Source organism: Hoylesella pleuritidis (assembly GCF_963541955.1).
GTDB lineage: Bacteria > Bacteroidota > Bacteroidia > Bacteroidales > Bacteroidaceae > Prevotella > Prevotella pleuritidis.
In genome coordinates, this window is the sequence record NZ_CAUTUT010000020.1 from 21,206 (window position 1) to 40,380 (window position 19,175).

Consider the following 19,175-nt stretch of genomic DNA (forward strand, 5'->3'; position numbering starts at 1 on the left):
ATTCTTCGTGTGATTTACTTCCGATTCTTCTTATTTTTCTTGTCGAACTTCTCCCAATATTTCTTACCCAATACTTTCAATTGCGTGGTGAAAGCCTGTGCTTCGGCAGCAGTTTTCGCCTCGTTTGCGGGCGATGCGTAAGCGTGTGAGAAGCCTTTGACATCTGTCCAGTGACCGCGCGTGAAATCGGGAACCTCTACCGGGATGTTGCCATTATCCATCGAGATGGCGCCGAGCTCTGCTAAGCAACACCATTCAGCTAAATCATAGACGTCCATATCAAGCGGAAGACCGTTTTGCAAACAGTAAACCAAACGACTGTCCATTATGAAATCCATTCCGCCGTGGCCTCCGACTTCTTTTGCTTCGTCGCCGTATTTTTTCACAAGCGGGCTTGTATATGTTTTGACTAATGCCTCGGCATCGGTCCGTGACAGATATTCGTGTCCCGAAAGATTATCGGCCGAAGGACGAACACCTACTTTCGACATATTCTTCGATGACAGAGCATAGCCTTCGATGGGGTATTTATTGGCGAAACCGGTCGTTCCCGTGAGTTGATACATACGATTATAAGGTTGCGGAGTCATTACATTGTGATGAATTTCAATGACTTTTCCGTCTTCGGTACGAATGAGTGTAGTGGTCTGATCTCCGTTTTTGAAGTCTGTGCAGGGCTTGCCTGTACGCTGTTCGACAAGTTTCCGACCGTTAACCGACTTCGTATCCATTGCCACCAACGTGCGCATACGGTCTCCGCGATGGATATTGAGTACCTGTGCAATAGGACCTAAGCCGTGTGTTGCATAGACATCGCCGCGGAAATCTTTGTTATACTCCAAGCGCCAACCCAACTTATCGTCTGCACCTTGCTTCCAATAAGCGTCCCAATAAGGCGAAAGATCGTGACGATAAGCACCTTGCACGTAGAGAACTTCGCCGAAAACGCCGTGCTGTGCCATATGAAGCGAGTTGAGCTCAAAGAAATCATAGCAGCAGTTTTCAAGCATTATACAGTGAAGACGCGTCTTTTCAGAGAGGTTAATGAGTTCCCATATCTCGTGAAGATTCATTGCCGAGGGCACTTCAATGGCTGCGTGTTTGCCGCTGAGCATCGCTTCGCGGGCCACGAGGAAGTGATGCTTCCAGTCAGTAGCGATGTAAACGATATCGATATCCTTACGTTTGCATAGTTCTTTATACCCGTCTTCGCCCGAATAAACAGCTGCTGCGGGCATACTTGCATTGCGAAGAATCTTTTGGCAGACCTCGGCACGCTCGCGTTCGTAGTCGCACAGTGCCACGACTTGTATACCGGGGATATGCGTCCAACGCTCTACGGCGCCAGGACCGCGCATTCCCAAACCGACGAAAGCTACGCGAACGACTTTCAGTTTAGGTGTTGTCAGGTTGACGGCGTTTTGTTGTCCGGCGGGGCGTGCAGGTACTTCGGTCACAGCCGTACCGTTGTTTACTTTGTAAGGCCAATTGAACTGTGCCTTCACCGACTGTGGCAAGAGCATTAAAACGGCTGCCGACAGGCTCAGAAATAATTTCTTTTGTTTCATTATTGGTAAATTTTACAGATTATATCGTTGCATTTCGATTCATTCAGGATGATGTTTTCACAGTCCGCTCAGACGTCTTTCCTGTGAAGGTGTTGATTTATGTATGCAAAGATACAATCTTTTTCACAAATCATCGTATACCGGATAGAAAGAAATAAGTAAAAACGGACTTCCTTTTTCAGCCGTACTCATTCTTTGCCTTTATTGTAAATAGAAATCCCGTGTAAGTGAAGGAGCTCATTTCTGCAATGTAACAGTTATTGTCCGTTTATTACTCGAGTAAGCGGCAAGTTCTTCCCGTCCGCTTTCAAGATACGACATAGATGCAGATTCTTACCTGATTGATTTTCAGGCAGATACAATACCGCCTGCGATTAATGCTCAATCGCCGTGCAATAAACGGTTAAACGCAGTGCGTTTAACGGCTTTTCACGGTGCGATTAACTGTTAATTGCGAGACGTCTTACAGCTCGTTTGCGAACGGGCGAGATTTTATGAATCAGTAACGAAGTTTTTTCAAAGGGGTAGATAGCCTCCTTTACTTTTCACATCGTCGATGAGTTGCTTGAAAATTCGGTTGTGAGCAAGGGTCGGTACGTGGCCCGTCATCAGCATTTGGAGGCGGGCCCGTGTGAGGGCTACATTGAGTTTGCGGTCGATTAGGTGGTCGTCTTCCTCGAAACAATTGGCCGTGAGGAAGTCGAGTTGGTAGCGGTTCTGAATCGTGAAGGAGTAAATGATGACGTCACGTTGCGATCCTTGGTAGCGTTCTACGGTGTCGATGCTGACTGAAAGGAGCTCTTTGATGCTGAGTTTCCCGATCTCTTTACGAATCATCGCTATCTGGTTGCGGTAGGGAACAATAATGCCCACGGTGCGCTGCGTGTCGAATCGTGGTCCGTAAAACCGATGAATGCGTTGCAGAAGCAGGGTAGTGATACGGGCTTCGGCGGTGTTTACCTTGTCGGAAAGGGCCGTTTGGCGACACGATTGTGAGGGAATGAACAGCACGCGATGGGTTTTCAGGGCATCATCCAATGCGTCGAGCGACGGCAGGGCATAGCCGATCAACGTCTCCGTTTGATGCGGACAGGGCACGGGCTGCAGCTGTTCGCGGTGGTAAAACATTCGGTTGGGGAAGTCGGCCACGTCGGGATGCATTCGGCCTTGCTTGCACAGAACGCCGACGAAGGCTTCCCGATCCTGCGCTCGCTCCCATTTGATGAGGCGTTCGAACAGCGATTGCCGGCAGTTATCTATGCCGATGGCTTGCAGCAGCGGGTCGTCGACTTTCGATACTGCCGCATCTTGCTGCACCACCGCAGGCAATTGCTTGTGGTCGCCGATAAGAATGAACCGGTCGATAAGGGTTGTTGTGTTTTCATCAGGTCCTGAATGCGCAGCGAGTAAGCCTATAATGGCCGGCTCTAAGATCTGACTGGCTTCGTCAATAACAGCCAACGAGAAGTGTTTTAATTGAAAAATGTTGGTGTGCGACAGCATAGCCGAAGTTGTTCCGACAAAAATCGTCGTCTCGTGAATACGTTGTCGGGCTGTTTCCAACTTCGGACAATCATCGATTACACGGTCGATAAGATAAGGTCGAAAGCGTTCGTCGCACGAAAATTCATTGCCGATGCGCACGAAAGACAGCCCGGCTGTACACAGCATTGCACAAATTTCGTCAATGGCTCGATTGGTATAGGCCATTAAAAGGACAGCGCACCCATCGGACGAGTTTAACTCTTCTTCTACAATAAAGCGTAGGGCCATACTTGTTTTGCCCGTCCCCGGCGGACCGACGAGCAGAAAATAATCGCGGGCTTGCTTGGTTTTGAGTAGAATTTCGTCGTAATCAGGATGGTAACTCCGCGTGAGTCGCGCCTGCGGATCGCGCTGCGGACCGCGCTGCCCGAGCAGCAGCGCTTTGCGATCGGGCGTTGTCGTGATGAACGAATGCAGGCTGCGGATGGCGCTGTTAGTACTGATGTCACTGCTACTGTGCTCGATGGCATAGCGCATCGATGGTGTTTCGAGATCGAAGATGTGCTCGTTTTGCTGCCCGTCGTTGAGATGCACCGTTATCGTGTGGGGTTCGATGCGGGCCATTACACCTTTATATAACAACGCTTTACGAACATCGGGCTCGCCATCGTAGGCATATAGATAAACCATGTCGCCTTGACGGAAGTTGGGGAGAAAGTCTTCGCCCTGATTCGGAACGGCCAACGTAATTGTATCGAAGCCGTTATAAGCATTGCTTCGCTCCTTTTTAACGATGCACAAATCGGTATATATATTGCCCGTTTCGCGTTTTTCGGCCAGCGGCATTGTCCAAAGGTCGGCACTGCTGTTGCCTATGCCCTCTTGCACACCGAGTTTAGCGGCCGCCTGTTCGCGATAAACGAAAGTCATCATACGGCAAAAATAGGCACGCTCTAACAGCGAGAGACGATGCAGGGGAGCTGTAATCGCTTCGATTTGGGGCAGCTGAAACTGTTGGAAAAGCTTGGTTTGACAGTGTCGTTCATTCAGCGTCTCGGGTGAAAGATGGTCAATAACGCTTTCAAAGCCCGTTCGTGCAAAGGCGAACTCATACGCTACGAGGAGATTTCGAAGCTGAATGGCCTCATTGAAAAGCCTGTCGTAATAATTTACTGACACCAAGCCGCCCGGCAAGGGATATTTGGAATAAAGCAGATACGTATCTGCCCGGTTGCGACCGAGGCGGAAGTTATGCTGCAAAACGCCGTAATAGAGCAGCAGCTGAACATAATGATCCTCTTTCTGGAAGCTGCCGTAAGCATTCGGGAAACCGCGTTGGATATTGTAATTAGAGCCTGATTTTTGTTCAACCAATAGTCGGAAGTCGGTCGTCATCAGGTCGACGCGCCCCTGGATGCCCAGTTCTTCGCACACGAACGACGGTTCGAGCACGGTTCGCTCACGGTTAGGCCCGTTGCTGTCGGTAAAGAGATAGGTCACGATTTCCTGTATATTGCGTGCCTGACTGACAGCTGCCGTTCGGAAGTCGGCCTTTCTGTTGAGGTCGGGACACGTGCTGTACGCCAGCGCTTTCTCCTTAAAACTGTTGCGGAAAGTGGTTGTCCAGTTGTAAGCTGTACCTTGATGGATGACATCATCGAGTGAACTGCCGGCGAAATGACCCAAAAGGATGGCCTGTGAGTTAGCTGCCGGTGCCATTCGATTGACTGTGTAAGCCAGTGGATGATGCCCATAGTCGGTGAAACAACGGGCTATGCTGCTGATATCTATTAAGAAATCGGGTTCGAAGATAATGCGTCGCGGCAGCAGAACGCCATTTTCTGAGCGGGTGCTGTCCAGCAGATTGAGTTGTGTTCCGATGCAGATAATGCTGCGGAGGTAGTTCCATCGCTCGTCGCTGATATCCACACGCAGGGTGGTTTGCGCCGCATTGGTGTCTGCTTCCACCTCCATCACGCCCTTGCTCACAGCTTGCACAATGCAGCGGAGATACCGATAATCAATGTGTCGGACATTGGTCGGCAATTTGCCCACAGCCGGAATTCGCCCCACCAACGTTGAGGGAATATCTGTTTGGAACACGGCCGAAATGAGAATGCACAGCGCCCGACAGTCATACGCCACTTCTTCGGACAGCAGCAACGCACTGCGATTGGAGTCGCGGCGCATCTTTTGAATCGCCATCGCATCGTGCGAGCTGATTCGGCAGCGCTTACACAGAAAGTCGACTTGTGCAAACAGATTGCCGAAAGCCTGTCGACTATCGCTTAGTCCCTCTCGGCACGTCAGCACCAAAGCCTCGTGCATCATCCTGTTCACGCACTCCGGTGACGTCGCCTGCGCTTCGATTATTTCTCCGACACGCCCGAACAGTTCCTCTGCCGTAATGTTCTCTTTGGAGTTATACATCTCTTCTCATTGCTTACCGGCTGCAAAAGTAAGTATAAAAGATAAAGCCACAAAACCATTCCATCAAGAAATCGAGCAGGTTTACAGGGGTAACGGTGAATAAAAGAGACTCGATCCTAAGCTCTCTTTCACTCTTTCACCTTTTCATTTTTATTATCAGTTGAGCATTAAGTTCATTTCGGCGTGCTCGTTTTGGAATATCCAGTCAGCCAATTCATTGATAGACATTCGGCGGGCAGCGGCATCGGGCTCATCAGTTTGTTTCACTTGGCCTTCGAATAGTATGTAATAGGCGTTGTTCATCGGGATGTCGTGATCATCTTCTATGCGTAATGTGCAGTTCAAAGACGGGTTTTGTGCAGCATAACTGCGCAGTGCTTTCAGTGCATTTATCACGCGAATCATCCCTTGAATGGGTTCACGAGCCGGCTGATAATCCGCTCCAGCGAGGAGAATATCCTCTTTGGCCACGTCAAAGTCGGCTTGTTTGTGGAGCAGGATGCACGTTTTCTCACGCTGCCAACGATCGAAAGCTTCAAAGGTCATCGATAAAACACCCGACGACTGGGGCAGACACGTGATGCGGGGAGTATATCCGCACTTGGCGTACCACTCGTAAAGCCAGTCTTCGGCAGGGATTAACGCTGCGTAAACTACGTTTTTATAGAAAAGGTTGAAGTGTGCCTGACGCATCAGGTTGTTGCCGATCTCCTGATGACGGTAATCGGGGTGCGTGCTTACTCCGCTGATATAGACGGCGGGGAGTTCTTGACCGTGATATAATAAGGCATAAGGCAGCGTCTGCAAAGCCGCTACAACGTGGTGATTCAACTGGCAAGTAACATTATATTTGGGCTTATAGACACGACTGAAATAGAGGTCCATAAACTTGTCCGAGTCGTTGAAGACGAGTTTCCAGAGGTCGCGTGTCTCCTGCAAGATGCGGTCTTGATCCTCGAATTCGCGCAAAGGGTGCTTCTCCATTACCGTATTCTTCTCTAAAAGGATGTCGGGATGGTAAGAGAGTTTAGCCCTGCGGAGTCCCTCGTTGCCCATATCCTCTTCGCGGTTGATATAACAATACTGTTCGGGCAGATGCTTGACAAACTCTTGGTTGATGATGGAGAAAGCTCCTTCATAGTTGACATCGGCCTTTTCGACGCATACATCGAAGGTGGTTTGGTTGATCGGACAACCGAAAGTAAATGCAACGAGCTTATCGTCGACCCATATCGTGCCGCCCGTCAAGCCCAAACGATCCCACCGATGGAATGCTCTTGTCATCGAACGCAGCTCGATCGATAGGCTCTCATCCAAATCTTGCTCGTCGGTGTCATCTTTTGAGACCTTCCGCCATTGCTTTTCCAATTCGAGACATTGGGGTATCAGGTCTTCGGTCAGCGGCCGATACGTATATTGGGGATAAAGACTCTTGAACTTGTTGATATGATTTCGCTTGCTCTGCAACTTCTTTCCGGAGAGGTTTATCAGTTTATCGCGAGTGTAGATGTAGTCGGCAAAATTGCGGTTAGGCTCTATCGTGAATGTGTCCGGGAACGACTGTTCGATCAAGTCGACCATATAATTGCACACACCGAGCATCAGAAAGGGATGGCCCATCGCTATGGAGTCGTCGCGGATGGTGCGAATCACCTTCACGGAACATTCATCGCAGGGTTTCACTCGATAAGAACCATCTTCCATTACTTGTGGTTTGGGAATCGGCATCATATAGGCGAGATGGCGTCCGGTGTGAAAACGAAATACGAGATAGTCGTCGATAACGGCAAACTGTGTGTTATACAAGAATCGCCAGCTGATCAGGTTCGAGAAGGAAAGGTCGCAATTCTGTCGCTCTCCGTACAAAGTGAAACGCTGAATGAGTGCCCGATCGGATGTGGACAAGTCTTTGAATTTAATCATAAAAGGATAGATACACTTGTATTTGACGCAAATTTATGAAATAATCTTTGATTAACGGTTACTATTCCGATTATTTATTGTATTTTTGCAAAGTGAGAATGACAATTAGAGGTCATTCTACTTAACAAGTAACTTTTGAATCATTGTATACAAACGAATGGACTTATTACAACAGATTGTTGACCGCGCGAGAAGTAACAGACAGCGCATCGTGCTCCCCGAAGCTACGGAGGAGCGCACATTAAGGGCCGCCGACCGGGCTTTAAGGGATGAAATCGCAGACATTATCCTTGTCGGCAATCCCACGGAAATACACAAATTGGCCGAGGCTTGGGGACTGGACAACATCGGGAAAGCCACGATCGTAGACCCACTTAACAACCCGAAAGCCGAAGAATACGCCGCTTTGCTGGCCGAACTCCGCAAAAAGAAGGGGATGACTCTTGCTCAAGCACGTGAGCTTGTAAAGAATCCGCTCTACTTAGGATGTATGATTATCAAGACCGAAGGTGCCGACGGGCAGATCAGCGGCGCGTTGAGTACAACTGGGGAGACGCTCAGACCGGCCCTGCAAATCATTAAGTGCGCACCCGGAGTGACGTGTGTGAGCGGTGCGATGCTACTCATCACCAAGGCGAAACAATATGGCGAAGACGGTATTGTGGTAATGGGCGACGTGGCAGTAACGCCTATGCCCGACGCAGATCAGCTCTCGCAGATCGCTATTTGCACAGCACAGACGGCACAATGTGTGGCCGGTTTTGCCGAGCCTCGTGTGGCAATGCTGAGCTTCTCGACAAAAGGCAGCGCCTCGCACGAGGTTGTCGACAAGGTAGTAGAAGCCACTCGGCTCACCAAACAGCGTGCTCCTGAGCTCAAAATAGATGGCGAACTGCAAGCCGATGCAGCCCTTGTGCCCGCCGTCGGACAGAAGAAAGCACCGGGAAGTGCCATTGCCGGCAATGCCAACGTGCTCATAGTGCCTAACTTGGAGGTTGGAAATATCGGCTATAAGCTGGTTCAACGTCTCGGCGATGCAATCGCCATCGGGCCGATTCTGCAAGGAATCGCACGTCCGGTGAATGATTTAAGCCGCGGCTGTAGTATCGACGACGTCTATTATATGATAGCTATTACAGCTTGCCAAGCGCAGGATGCCAAGCTCACTCATTAATTTACGAACTTAAAGACTCATCAACTCGAAAACTCACTCATTAACTTACAAACTCAAAAACTCATCAACTTATATGAAGATATTAGTTTTAAACTGCGGGAGTTCATCCATTAAGTACAAGCTTTACGATATGAATGATATGTCCGTATTGGCTGCCGGCGGTGTAGAACGCATCGGTTTAGACGAAGCTTTCATCAAAGTCACGTTGCCCGACGGTGAGAAAAAGAAGATAATGCACGATATGCCGGATCATAAAGAGGGTGTAAACTTTGTGTTCAAGTGTCTTCTCGATCCTGAAATCGGCGCAATCAAGAGCCTTGACGAGATAGATGCCGTAGGCCATCGAATCGTGCAAGGAGGCGATAAATACTGCGACAGCATTATCGTCGATAAGCAAGTAGAGGCGGGAATAGAGGAACTTTGCGACCTTGCTCCTGTTCACAACGCCGGTCATTTGCGCGGACTCAGGGCCGTGGATGCACTGATGCCTGAGACGCCTCAGGTCTGCGTGTTCGACAACGCATTCCATAGCACGATGCCCGACTATGCTTATCTCTATGCCATTCCCTATGACCTGTATACGAAATACCACGTTCGCCGTTACGGTTTTCACGGAACCAGCCACCGATATGTATCTCAGCGCGTGTGCGAGTATCTCGGGCGCGACATCAAAACGCAGCGAATCATCACCTGCCACATTGGAAACGGTGCGAGTATATCAGCTGTCAAGTTCGGCAAATGTGTTGACACATCAATGGGACTCACGCCATTGGCCGGCTTGATGATGGGGTCTCGCTCGGGCGACATCGATCCTTCGGCCGTCACTTATCTGATGGAGAAGCTCGGAAAACAGCCCCAAGAGATGGCCGATTATCTCAACAAAGAGAGCGGTGTGATGGGAATCACCGGCATATCATCGGATATGCGCGAGATCGAAAGTGCCGCAGCAGAAGGCAACGAGCGTGCTCAGCTGGCTTTGAATATGTATAATTATCGCATTAAAAAGTATATCGGAGCTTACGCGGCAGCAATGGGCGGCGTCGATATCATCGTCTGGACGGCCGGAGTAGGCGAGAATCAGACTGGCACCCGTATTGATGCGTGCAGCGACTTGGAATTCCTTGGCATCAAGATCGACCCTGAAGCCAACAAGGTTCGTGGCAAAGAAGCCATCATTTCTACGCCCGACTCGAAGGTAACGGTATGCGTTATCCCCACTGATGAGGAATCGGTGATTGCCCGAGACACGATGAAGCTCGTGCAGGAAGCCAAGAAATAAAGGCTTATTTCCTATAAATGCAAAAGCGGAAAGTACGTAGTGGCTTTCCGCTTTTGCATTTATCTTATCTTGATTCCTACTTGCAAAGCTATTCTTTTTCTGTTAAATACTCTATAATTAACTATATCTAAAAGATATTTAACACAAAAACAAACAAAATACTAACAATTAGGTATTGCGGGGTTCACGATAAATGTCTATCTTTGTAATCGAGATGAGATATCTCATTAACCACATTACACATTAACCAATATGAAGACGGATAACTTAAAGATCACAGGAAAACACGACTTTTATAGCGTAAACGTACCTGTGAAGGAAGACAAAAACAATGAGCGTAGTATTCTTTTAGGCGGAGAGTATTGGTATAACTGATTACACTCCCTTACTATTTAAAGATCCCGCGGACCCAAATCGCCCACGGGGTTTTGTTTTTTTATAGCGACAGTTCTGTGTATTTCCTCCTTTTAGTTTCCTAAGTTATGGGGATAGAAGGTTGTAAACAGAGGTTGGTTTTATTTCGGACAGAAGAACAAAAGGATATAAGTAAAATTAGCTTTATATCTATTTGATTATCAGGTATATACAATTCTATTTTCAATTAATGATTAGTTGTATTTTGGCTAACGGTTAAATGCACGCCGTTTAGTCATTAACTGGTGTGTATTTAATGGCTTTTCGCAGTGTGATTAACCGTTACTTACAAAGTAGCTCATATCTATCTGATTCTCAGAGAAATATAAGCCTCATTAAATTCTCGTTCTATTGTTCTGCTGTTTGAAATGCAAGCCCGTTGCATTCTTTTGCGAGCCGATATGCCGGTCGTCCCTTACAAAAGGGTGTAGAATGTTTCGTTATTCTTTATTTCTGTCCTTTTGTACTTGTGTCTAAGTTGAAATGAGTCTCCGTTCATATTCCCCAGCCCTTTAACTGAGGGGCCAGGGGAGGAAGACTTACACTAACGGCTGTGGGAATGATTGTCAGGTAAATGTCAGGCAGTTGTGAGCGAGGAATCCAATGAGATGTGTTACTTTTGCAAAAACTCCCGAAATCAAGATTATGCGGAAATTACTTGTCCTCTTTTCTGTTCTTTTACTTGTGGCGGGCATACTCGAATGGGTTTGCGAGACACGACCGAAACGGTCGTTCGGAGATGTTTTGCGCGAAGTGGTAAACACGCATCCGCTGGCGGAATATCGTGACACAGCCTTCGGGTTCACGATGCCTTACCCGACGTTTATGAGTCGCGAAGATGCAAAAAACGACCATTTCATCGGAGGTGCACGGTTCAGCTATTGGGGTAACTGGGTGAAAATAACGATGGAATGTCACGTCTCAAAAGACCGAAAAGAACTCACCACGGCACAGACGGCACGCATTATTGCGACCCGACTGCGTGCCTCGAAAGTGAAAACAGGGCGTAATGATTTTGTGATCGATGGTAAGATGTACGACGGCGAACAGGCTGTCGAGGGTTATTCTTACCGTCGGAAATACGTCAGAGGACGTGGCGTGTGGTATGTTTGCACGCTGTATTACCCTGTGCAGTATAGGAATGACCTTGCGAGACTGTTGCGTTTGGTAGACTGCTGGACCGCACACAGCAGCAGAAATGTACCGGATGAAAATACGATTTATGGCTATTGATGTGCGATAATCGGGTAAATTGTCTTATTTTTGCAGAAAGAACGACAACCGTTTCAAGCAAAAATAAACCTATCGCAATCTTATAATGAAGGAAAAAAACATTTCTCGGCACTGCCGCTTGTTAGCTGCGGCACTGTTGTTAACGGCGGCCGGCACAGGCATTGATGCTTTGGCGGTCGGCACGAGCGACTCGATCAGATACGCTAACACCATAGCCATAGCGGCCGATGACAGTCAAGCACGCATTATCGAGAAGGCTGCGCACGTGGTTCCGACTCCTAACCAGTTGGCTGCTCTGCGCAAAGAGTTCATCGCTTTCGTGCATTTCGGTCCGAACACGTTCACCCGTCGCGAGTGGGGAACGGGCAAAGAAGACCCCCGAATATTCGATTTGAAGACCTTAGACACCGACCAATGGTGCCGTTCTTTAAAAGAAGCGGGCATCCGGATGGTGCTGCTCACGGTGAAACACCACGACGGTTTCGTGATCTGGAACAGTCGCTACACACGTCATGGACTGATGTCGACAGGCTTTGAAGGCGGAAAGGGCGATATCCTTCGCGATCTTTCGGCTTCTTGCCGCAAGTTCGGCATCCGCTTAGGAATCTATCTTTCGCCCGCCGATCTGTACCAAATGGAGGGTGATGGGCTCTACGGCAACCGAAGCAAAGCTACGCTTCGCACTATCCCTCGCGATGTCCCGGAGCGTCCTTTTGTAAATAAAACCCGCTTTCGGTTCGTCGTCGACGATTACAACGAATACTTTCTCAATCAGCTTTTCGAGCTTCTTACCGAATACGGAGACATTGATGAGGTGTGGTTCGATGGCGCCCATCCTCGCAATAAGGGTGGACAGACCTATCATTATATGGCTTGGAAGGAGCTCATTCACACCCTTGCGCCCCGCGCAGTGATATTCGGCAGAGAGGATGTACGCTGGTGCGGCAACGAGGGAGGCGGTACCCGCGACACGGAATGGAACGTTATCCCCTACCAAGAAGATCCTGATCGGATGACGTCTTTCGGCGATTTGATAGAGAAAGACCTCGGAAGTCGGGATCAACTGTATAAAGCCCGCTTCTTGCATTACCAACAAGCGGAAACCAACACGTCGATTCGCGAAGGCTGGTTTTATCGTGATGACGACCGCCAAGGCGTGCGAACAGCCGACGATGTGTTTGATATTTACGAGCGATCTGTGGGCGGCAACTCCACGTTTTTACTTAACATTCCGCCCAATCGAGACGGAAAGTTCTCACAGAAAGACGTCGATGTGCTGCGCGAAGTGGGTAAGCGTATCCGCGAGACTTATTCAACCAATCTGCTCGATGCGGCCATCGACGCACCGAAAGCCCTGCTTGATAATGATGACGAGACGTTTATCGAATACACGGAACCTATTGTTTTCACGCTTCCTAAGCCCATCACGCTCAATCGGTTGATGCTGCAAGAGGCTGTGGCAAAGCGTAGCGAGCGTGTGGAAGAGCACGCCGTGGATGCTTGGATCAATGGGATGTGGCAGGAAATAGCCCGTGCCACCAACATCGGTTATAAGCGAATACTCCGCTTCCAAGACGTTACAACGTCTCGCTTGCGGTTGCGTATTTTGCAATCGCGGCTCACACCGGCTATCAGCAGCGTCGGAGCTTACCATTACTCATCGCGTCCGCCGCAGCTTTCGATACGCAAAGACCGCGCCGGTAAGGTAACGATTGTACCCAAACCACAAGGTTTCGCGTGGAAAGGAGATGCCGATGCGGCCGCAAGATTGAGTCTCGGCTGCAAGATTTACTATACGGTCGATGGCTCGGAACCTACTGTCCACAGCCAACTTTATACGGCTCCATTCGAGTTAGACCGCGGAACGGTGAAAGCGATAGCCGTTCTCAACGGACAAATGGGGCCCATTGCCATCGAACCGGTGGGTCTGACGAAAGCTTGTTGGATAGTAACGGCTGTGAGCAGCGAGGTAAAGGGCAATGAGGCCAATCGGGTTTTGGATACCGATCAGCATACTTATTGGCGCAGCGAAGCCGACGGTAAGCGCAGTATTACAATCGATATGGGCGGCGTTCAGCAGGTCCGTGCCCTGAGATATACACCTCCTACGAATACGTCTGATGGCTTGATGGCACGCTCAGAACTGTATTACAGTCTTGACGGAAAGGTTTGGAAAAAGGCTGAAAGTATCGAGTTCGGCAATCTGATCAATGACCCCACGCGCCGAACGCATTACTTCAAACATCCGTTTAAAGCCCGTTTCGTTCGTATCGAGACTCGGGAAGCTGCCGCAGGAAGTCCTGTCGTGACCGTTGCCGAAATCGATTTGCTTTGAATGTGAATCCTTTCAGGTAAAGGAATAAAAGAATATATGAAAAGAACGAATTACCGATTGATAATAGCCAATCAGTAATTCGTTCTTTTTGTGAGTGCTTTTGTTCTTCTGTTTGATTTTTTATTGCGGGCGGATACGCCGATCCACTTCTGCAAAAAGAATGGGTTATCTTTCTGTTTGAATATCAATCAACAAATGATCAATTGCCATATCCCGGGTTTTGCGTTAGTTTCGGGTTTGTCGAAGTCCAACTCTGCGGGATCGGGAAGAGCTTGTTATACGGCTTGAAAACGCGGTCTTCGATCTTCTCTTTACCGTTGACGACGGCCCGAAGGGTAGGATCGGTCGCGCTGTAATCAATCGTTCCTGTGATGCGTGTAAGTTCCCCGTTGAGCACGCGTTCTGCAATCATCTTGCCATTCTCGGTCCAGCGTACGATGTCGGCACGTCGGAGCCCTTCTCCGGCGAACTCTGCACTGCGCTCACGGCGTATCAATTGGCGGAGTTTCTCCTGCGTATTGTACTTCGATTGGTCGACACCGGGCATACCGGCGCGCTTTCTGATCAAGTCGATTTTTGCATAGATTTCGGCCGATGGGCCGTTCAGCTCGTTCTCGGCTTCGGCCCACGTGAGTAAGATTTCGGCATAGCGGAAAACGATTGGGCAGCAATTCGTATCCCAGATGTTGGCATATTGCGACTTCGGACCTAAGTATTTGCGCCACGTCAAGGCTGTTTTAGAAGCGTTGTCGGCACCATTGGGATCGTTTACATTGCTCTTTCCGTTCACTTTCTTGTCCAATGTATTGACCACCTGACCATTCCAGTCGGCGCCGGGATAAATAATTGTCATCGCCATTCGTGGGTCGCGGTTGTGGAACGGATGCTTAGCATCGTAACCGGATCCCGCTTCATCGATGGTGAGTCCATTGCTCATTTCATAGTTGTCGACACAATTCTGCGTGGGAACTACCGACGACCAACCGCCGTCTCCATTGTTATAAAGCTGTCCGATGGTATCAAGTTTTTTCGTTCCGATGATGTATTGCACGGCGAGAATAATCTCTTTGGACCCTTGTCCGGCCACGGTGAAGAGATTAGAATAATCCGAGTCCAAACCGTATTGCCCCAAGTCGATAATGGCTTGTGCCGCTTCCTTGGCCGTTTTATAGTCGCCCCAGTAGAGCGAAGCACGCATCTTGATGGCCAGTGCGGCTCCCTTGGCAATTCGTCCGCGTGCAGCGGGCTTGGCATTGATGTCTGCAATGGCCTCGTTGAGATCTTTGAAGATTTGTGCTTTCACCTCTTCTATGGTGTTGCGGGGCACTTGCGCTTCTGCTGCCGAATTAAAATTGCTGATGATGGGGACGCCTCCGTAAAGTCGACCCAGCGTAAAATACTCATAAGCGCGTATCGCTTTGACCTGTGCCACGAGATCTTTCTTGACGGCTTTATCGCTGAACGGCACCTTATCTACATTCAGAAGAAACTCGTTGCAGCGGCGAATGATCGTGAAATCGTAGAACGACCAGCCCGGATCCGTAGGTGAGAACGACCCGTTTCCGATGGCTCTGAATCCCTCCCAAGGGAAGTTGTTGTAAGCGAAATCAGATCCGCTGTCCCAATAAAGCAATGCAGCGCCATCCTCCCAACCATCATAACAGCCAATGACGAACTTGGCTGCGTCTTCCGGTGTCTTCCAACTTGTGGGCGGAGACATCGCATCTTTGGGCAGCGTATTGAGAAACTCGTTGCAGGAAGAGAGTGACACGGCGGCCAGTCCTGCGATAATATAGATTTTAAATGCTTTCATAATTCCGTGTGATTTATCGTGTTTAGAATGTGATATTGATACCGACGGCGTGCGAACGGAGCAGCGGGAAGGACGAGCCTCGGTCGCTGCTGACCTCGGGGTCGGTCTTGAAAGGCAGATGATCGAACGTGAGCAGATTCTCGGCTGCATAGTAAACGCGCACCCGAGTCAATCCGATCGTGTTCAGGAAATGTTTGGGCAGGCTGTAACCCACCTGCAATGTCTTCAAGCGCAGGTAAGAAGTATTCCACAGCCAGGCCGTAGACATCACCTTCGAAGGATCGCTTGCGCTGGTGCCTGTCTCGAAAATGCGTGGCATCTTGGCGTTGTGGTTGCTCTCGGTCCACGAATCTTTCCACATTGTTGACGGATGACCGGAGTCGCCGGAGAACTCACCGAGCACTTCACGGTTGAAGATATGCGATACGCCCGCTACTCCCTGCCACAGCATCGAGAAGTCGAAATCTTTCCAGGTAGCGCCGATATTGAATCCGTAAGTAATAGAAGGGATATCCGTATGATGGCAATATACCTTATCATCCTCTGTGAGTTTTCCATCGTTATTGGTGTCTTCGTAGATGATGTCACCTGCTTTGAACGCGTGACCGAATGGGTTTCCGTACTTCTTTGTATAAGCATCGGCCTCTTCCTGGGAGTTGAAGAACTTGCCGGAAGCCTTGTACATATAGAAACTATTGAACTGTTTGCCCACTGCGTGACGATGGTCGTTACCGTTTTTCATAAATTCTTGCCCCTCGCCGAGACGCAAAACGCGATTCTCGTTATAAGCAAAATTAACGCCGAGATTGATTCTCCAGTCTTTACTCAACTGCCTGTTGTAAGCGAGAGACACTTCCACACCTTGGTTGCGCATTGCTCCGACGTTGTCTTTATAGCCCACTTTGCCAGCTTTCGGCCCCAAAGCAAACTCTGCCGGAGCTGCAATGTCCATAATAATACCTGTCGTTTTGCGGTTATAATAATCGATAACGCCGGTCAATCCGTGCAGAATCGTGAAATCGATGCCTATTCCCCACGTCGTGGCTTTCTCCCAAGAGATGGCTGAAGTATGGAAAGTCTTCTGGTAATAGCCCGGTGTCAGCTTGCCGTCGAACGGATAAGTGGCATCCAGATTATAAACATTCAGCCAGGGATAATAGTCATTCAAGGCATCCTGATTACCCAACCGGCCCCACGATGCACGGATTTTCAGGTTGTCTAACCAGCCTTTCGTACCGGCCATAAACGCCTCTTCGGAGATGCGCCAGGCCGCAGAGAACGACGGGAAATAGCCCCAGCGATGGCCTTCTGCAAACCGTGATGAAGCATCTGCACGAAAGTTGGCCTCGAAAAGATAACGACCGGCATAGTCGTAGTTGATTCGTCCGAAACCCGAAACCATCGCTAACTCTCGCGTAAGACCCTCATTTTTCTGCGTGGAGGCATCTCCTGAGTTCATATCCGTCAGTTCGTTGTTGGGGAAATTCTTACGAGTTTGCCTGTCATAACTATATACATAACGCTCGGTGTGCCATCCTGCCATTGCTTTTAGGTTATGTTGGCCCAACGATTTGTCGTAATTCAGGTAGGCATCGAAATTTGTTCGGTGCCATGCATAGTTGCGAATATCTAATGAATTGGGTTCACTTGCCTTGTTGGGGTTGTATTGAATGAACTTCTGGAAGTAGTGATAGTGTTGTGAATTGTCGATGTACGCACCCTGCAAGGTGAGTTTCAGGTCGCGGATAATCTGATAATCGATGCCCAAAAGCCCCGTGAAGTTGCGGTTGTTGCGCTTCACCGACATCCCGGAATCAAGCCAAGCCATCGGGTTTCCATCTGAAACGGTGCCGTAAGAACCGTCTTCGTTGCGGTTGGGAATCCACGGTGCGATGCGGTTCAACAGTCGGATAATCTGGTCGCTGCTGCCTCCGTAATAAGCACTGCTGGCATCTCGGTAGTTGTTTTGAATGAAAGCAAGGTTCAAATGAGCCGTGATACGTTTTGAAATACTCATATCCAGGTTCGTACGGGCATTGAACTGCTCGCGTCCGGCATTGGGAAGAATTCCTGTTTGGTGCAGATAACCCACGGAAGCTAAGTATTTCGCGTATTCATTACCGCCGTTCACGCTCACGTTATGCCGATTCTGAACACCAGTTTTGTAAGCCAGCCCATACCAATCGGTATTCGGATGACCGTAGGGATCGCTACCGTCGCGGAATTTCTGAATATCTTCGTCTGTGAAACGGGCTTTCTTTCCGCTGCGTGCCAACGCTTGATTATAATAATAAGCGGCATCGGCCGAGTTCATTCTGTCCATCAGCGCCGTAGCGTTCTGCACGCCGAAGTAACCTGAATAAGATACTTTCGGTGCCCCATTTTGGCCCCGTTTCGTAGTAATCAAAATCACACCGTTAGATGCCTTGGAGCCGTAAATGGCGGCAGAAGAAGCATCTTTCAGTACCGAAACACTGGCGATATCATCCGGATCGAGTGAGTTGAGTGTACCGGTTTCCACTCCGTCGATTAGGATATACGGCGTGGCAGTGTTCAATGTGCCCACACCGCGCACGTGAATCGTACCTCCGTCCATACCCGGAGCACCGTCGGCACCTGTCACCGTGATGCCGGGCATCAAACCTTGAAGACCGGATGACACGTTGGTTATCGGTCGGTTTTCTAATGTTTTGCCGTCGAGCTGCGCCACAGAACCCGAAAGATTGACCTTCTTTTGCGTTCCGTAGCCCACCACCACCACCTCGTTGAGCGATTGGCGATCTTCTTCCAGCGTAATGTTGTAGTGAGTTACGCCGTCTCTCACCGCAATTGTCTGCGGCTTATAGCTCACATAGCTTATTTGCAACACTGCTCCCGGAGCTGCAACGATGCTGAATCGGCCGTCGATGTTGGTAATGGCGCCTGTTGTCGAGCCTTTGATCGTGATCGATGCACCCACAATCGGCTCTCCGTTGGCATCTTTCACGGTTCCCGTTACAGTCTGTCGCTGTTGTTGAACACTCATTACGCCGTTGGCATTTGCAGCAAGAATGCTGTCGAAAGGCATAAAACTAAAGAAGCCGAAGGCAAGGGTCGCCGCCACATATACCCTGACTTGTCGCGGATAATTCCGTTGATTTTTAGTTACTTTCATAGCAGTTTTTAATAAATATGAAATATCTTGTTAATAGAGTTGATACGATAGGTTGGTCTAATCGCGACAAATGTACAATATTTTTTTTGAAAAGTGCAAATAAATCCGTCAGTTTTTAATCTCTGACCATATTATATCTTCATTTTATATTTACTTTACAATCTTCAGTATTAAGCTATGGATCGAGGTTGATTTTTCGTTAACTTCTTGAAAAACAGCCCCGGTTTTGTTCTCACACCTTTACATTTGGATTTAAATTGTTCATTGATCTTTCTCGCGCATCAGTCGATTGACATAATTTTCAAATGTAAAATCACGTAAATTTAAAGTTATTTCCAAGTTTTATCACTAATTGTTGTAGCATCTA

General features: G+C 48.9%; 10 protein-coding genes. 5 read left to right on the forward strand and 5 right to left on the reverse strand.

The features are described from left to right. Window positions 1-14: 14 nt before the first annotated feature. From RWY97_RS08660 to RWY97_RS08670, 3 genes are all read right to left on the reverse strand, one after another. Entirely contained in the window at window positions 15-1,568 is a 1,554-nt protein-coding gene (locus RWY97_RS08660; protein WP_315566685.1) for a Gfo/Idh/MocA family protein, read from the reverse strand. A gap of 516 nt (window positions 1,569-2,084) precedes the next feature. Continuing rightward, window positions 2,085-5,483, reverse strand: coding sequence for a DEAD/DEAH box helicase (locus tag RWY97_RS08665; RefSeq protein WP_315566687.1), 3,399 nt, complete (start codon window positions 5,481-5,483; stop codon window positions 2,085-2,087). A gap of 156 nt (window positions 5,484-5,639) precedes the next feature. After that, window positions 5,640-7,406 carry a GNAT family N-acetyltransferase gene (locus RWY97_RS08670; RefSeq protein ID WP_315566688.1) on the reverse strand — a complete coding sequence of 589 codons (1,767 nt, stop codon included), beginning with the start codon at window positions 7,404-7,406 and terminating at the stop codon, window positions 5,640-5,642. A gap of 157 nt (window positions 7,407-7,563) precedes the next feature. Here RWY97_RS08670 and pta point away from each other — a divergent pair, with 157 nt between their 5' ends. The 5 genes from pta (at window position 7,564) to RWY97_RS08695 (ending at window position 13,841) form a co-directional block, all read left to right on the forward strand. After that, window positions 7,564-8,580, forward strand: coding sequence for a phosphate acetyltransferase (gene pta, locus RWY97_RS08675; protein ID WP_021582770.1), 1,017 nt, complete (start codon window positions 7,564-7,566; stop codon window positions 8,578-8,580). Window positions 8,581-8,653: 73 nt separating this feature from the next. Further along, window positions 8,654-9,859: an acetate/propionate family kinase gene (locus RWY97_RS08680; protein WP_021582788.1), complete on the forward strand. Its 1,206-nt coding sequence runs from the start codon at window positions 8,654-8,656 to the stop codon at window positions 9,857-9,859. Between the two features lie 252 nt (window positions 9,860-10,111). Then, window positions 10,112-10,234, forward strand: a complete 123-nt coding sequence (locus tag RWY97_RS08685; protein ID WP_262502481.1) for a hypothetical protein — start codon at window positions 10,112-10,114, stop codon at window positions 10,232-10,234. Window positions 10,235-10,918: 684 nt separating this feature from the next. After that, window positions 10,919-11,506 carry a hypothetical protein gene (locus tag RWY97_RS08690; RefSeq protein ID WP_315566691.1) on the forward strand — a complete coding sequence of 196 codons (588 nt, stop codon included), beginning with the start codon at window positions 10,919-10,921 and terminating at the stop codon, window positions 11,504-11,506. Window positions 11,507-11,591: 85 nt separating this feature from the next. Continuing rightward, complete coding sequence (locus RWY97_RS08695; RefSeq protein WP_315566693.1) at window positions 11,592-13,841, forward strand: alpha-L-fucosidase; 2,250 nt, start codon at window positions 11,592-11,594, stop codon at window positions 13,839-13,841. 199 nt (window positions 13,842-14,040) lie between these two features. Here RWY97_RS08695 and RWY97_RS08700 read toward each other — a convergent pair whose 3' ends face one another. Together RWY97_RS08700 and RWY97_RS08705 are read right to left on the reverse strand one after the other, a co-directional pair. Then, entirely contained in the window at window positions 14,041-15,654 is a 1,614-nt protein-coding gene (locus RWY97_RS08700) for a RagB/SusD family nutrient uptake outer membrane protein (RefSeq protein WP_315566695.1), read from the reverse strand. A 22-nt stretch (window positions 15,655-15,676) separates the two neighbouring features. After that, the gene (locus RWY97_RS08705) at window positions 15,677-18,721 is read right to left on the reverse strand and encodes a SusC/RagA family TonB-linked outer membrane protein (RefSeq protein ID WP_390883290.1); all 3,045 of its coding nucleotides are present in this window, start codon (window positions 18,719-18,721) and stop codon (window positions 15,677-15,679) included. Between the last annotated feature and the right edge of the window lie 454 nt (window positions 18,722-19,175).

Excerpts from the sequence above, each read along its gene's own strand:
- RWY97_RS08660 (WP_315566685.1), bottom strand. The coding sequence starts at position 1,568 with ATGAAACAAAAGAAATTATTTCTGAGCCTGTCGGCAGCCGTTTTAATG.
- RWY97_RS08665 (WP_315566687.1), bottom strand. The coding sequence starts at position 5,483 with ATGTATAACTCCAAAGAGAACATTACGGCAGAGGAACTGTTCGGGCGT.
- RWY97_RS08670 (WP_315566688.1), bottom strand. The coding sequence starts at position 7,406 with ATGATTAAATTCAAAGACTTGTCCACATCCGATCGGGCACTCATTCAG.
- pta (WP_021582770.1), top strand. The coding sequence starts at position 7,564 with ATGGACTTATTACAACAGATTGTTGACCGCGCGAGAAGTAACAGACAG.
- RWY97_RS08680 (WP_021582788.1), top strand. The coding sequence starts at position 8,654 with ATGAAGATATTAGTTTTAAACTGCGGGAGTTCATCCATTAAGTACAAG.
- RWY97_RS08685 (WP_262502481.1), top strand. The coding sequence starts at position 10,112 with ATGAAGACGGATAACTTAAAGATCACAGGAAAACACGACTTTTATAGC.
- RWY97_RS08690 (WP_315566691.1), top strand. The coding sequence starts at position 10,919 with ATGCGGAAATTACTTGTCCTCTTTTCTGTTCTTTTACTTGTGGCGGGC.
- RWY97_RS08695 (WP_315566693.1), top strand. The coding sequence starts at position 11,592 with ATGAAGGAAAAAAACATTTCTCGGCACTGCCGCTTGTTAGCTGCGGCA.
- RWY97_RS08700 (WP_315566695.1), bottom strand. The coding sequence starts at position 15,654 with ATGAAAGCATTTAAAATCTATATTATCGCAGGACTGGCCGCCGTGTCA.
- RWY97_RS08705 (WP_390883290.1), bottom strand. The coding sequence starts at position 18,721 with ATGCCTTTCGACAGCATTCTTGCTGCAAATGCCAACGGCGTAATGAGT.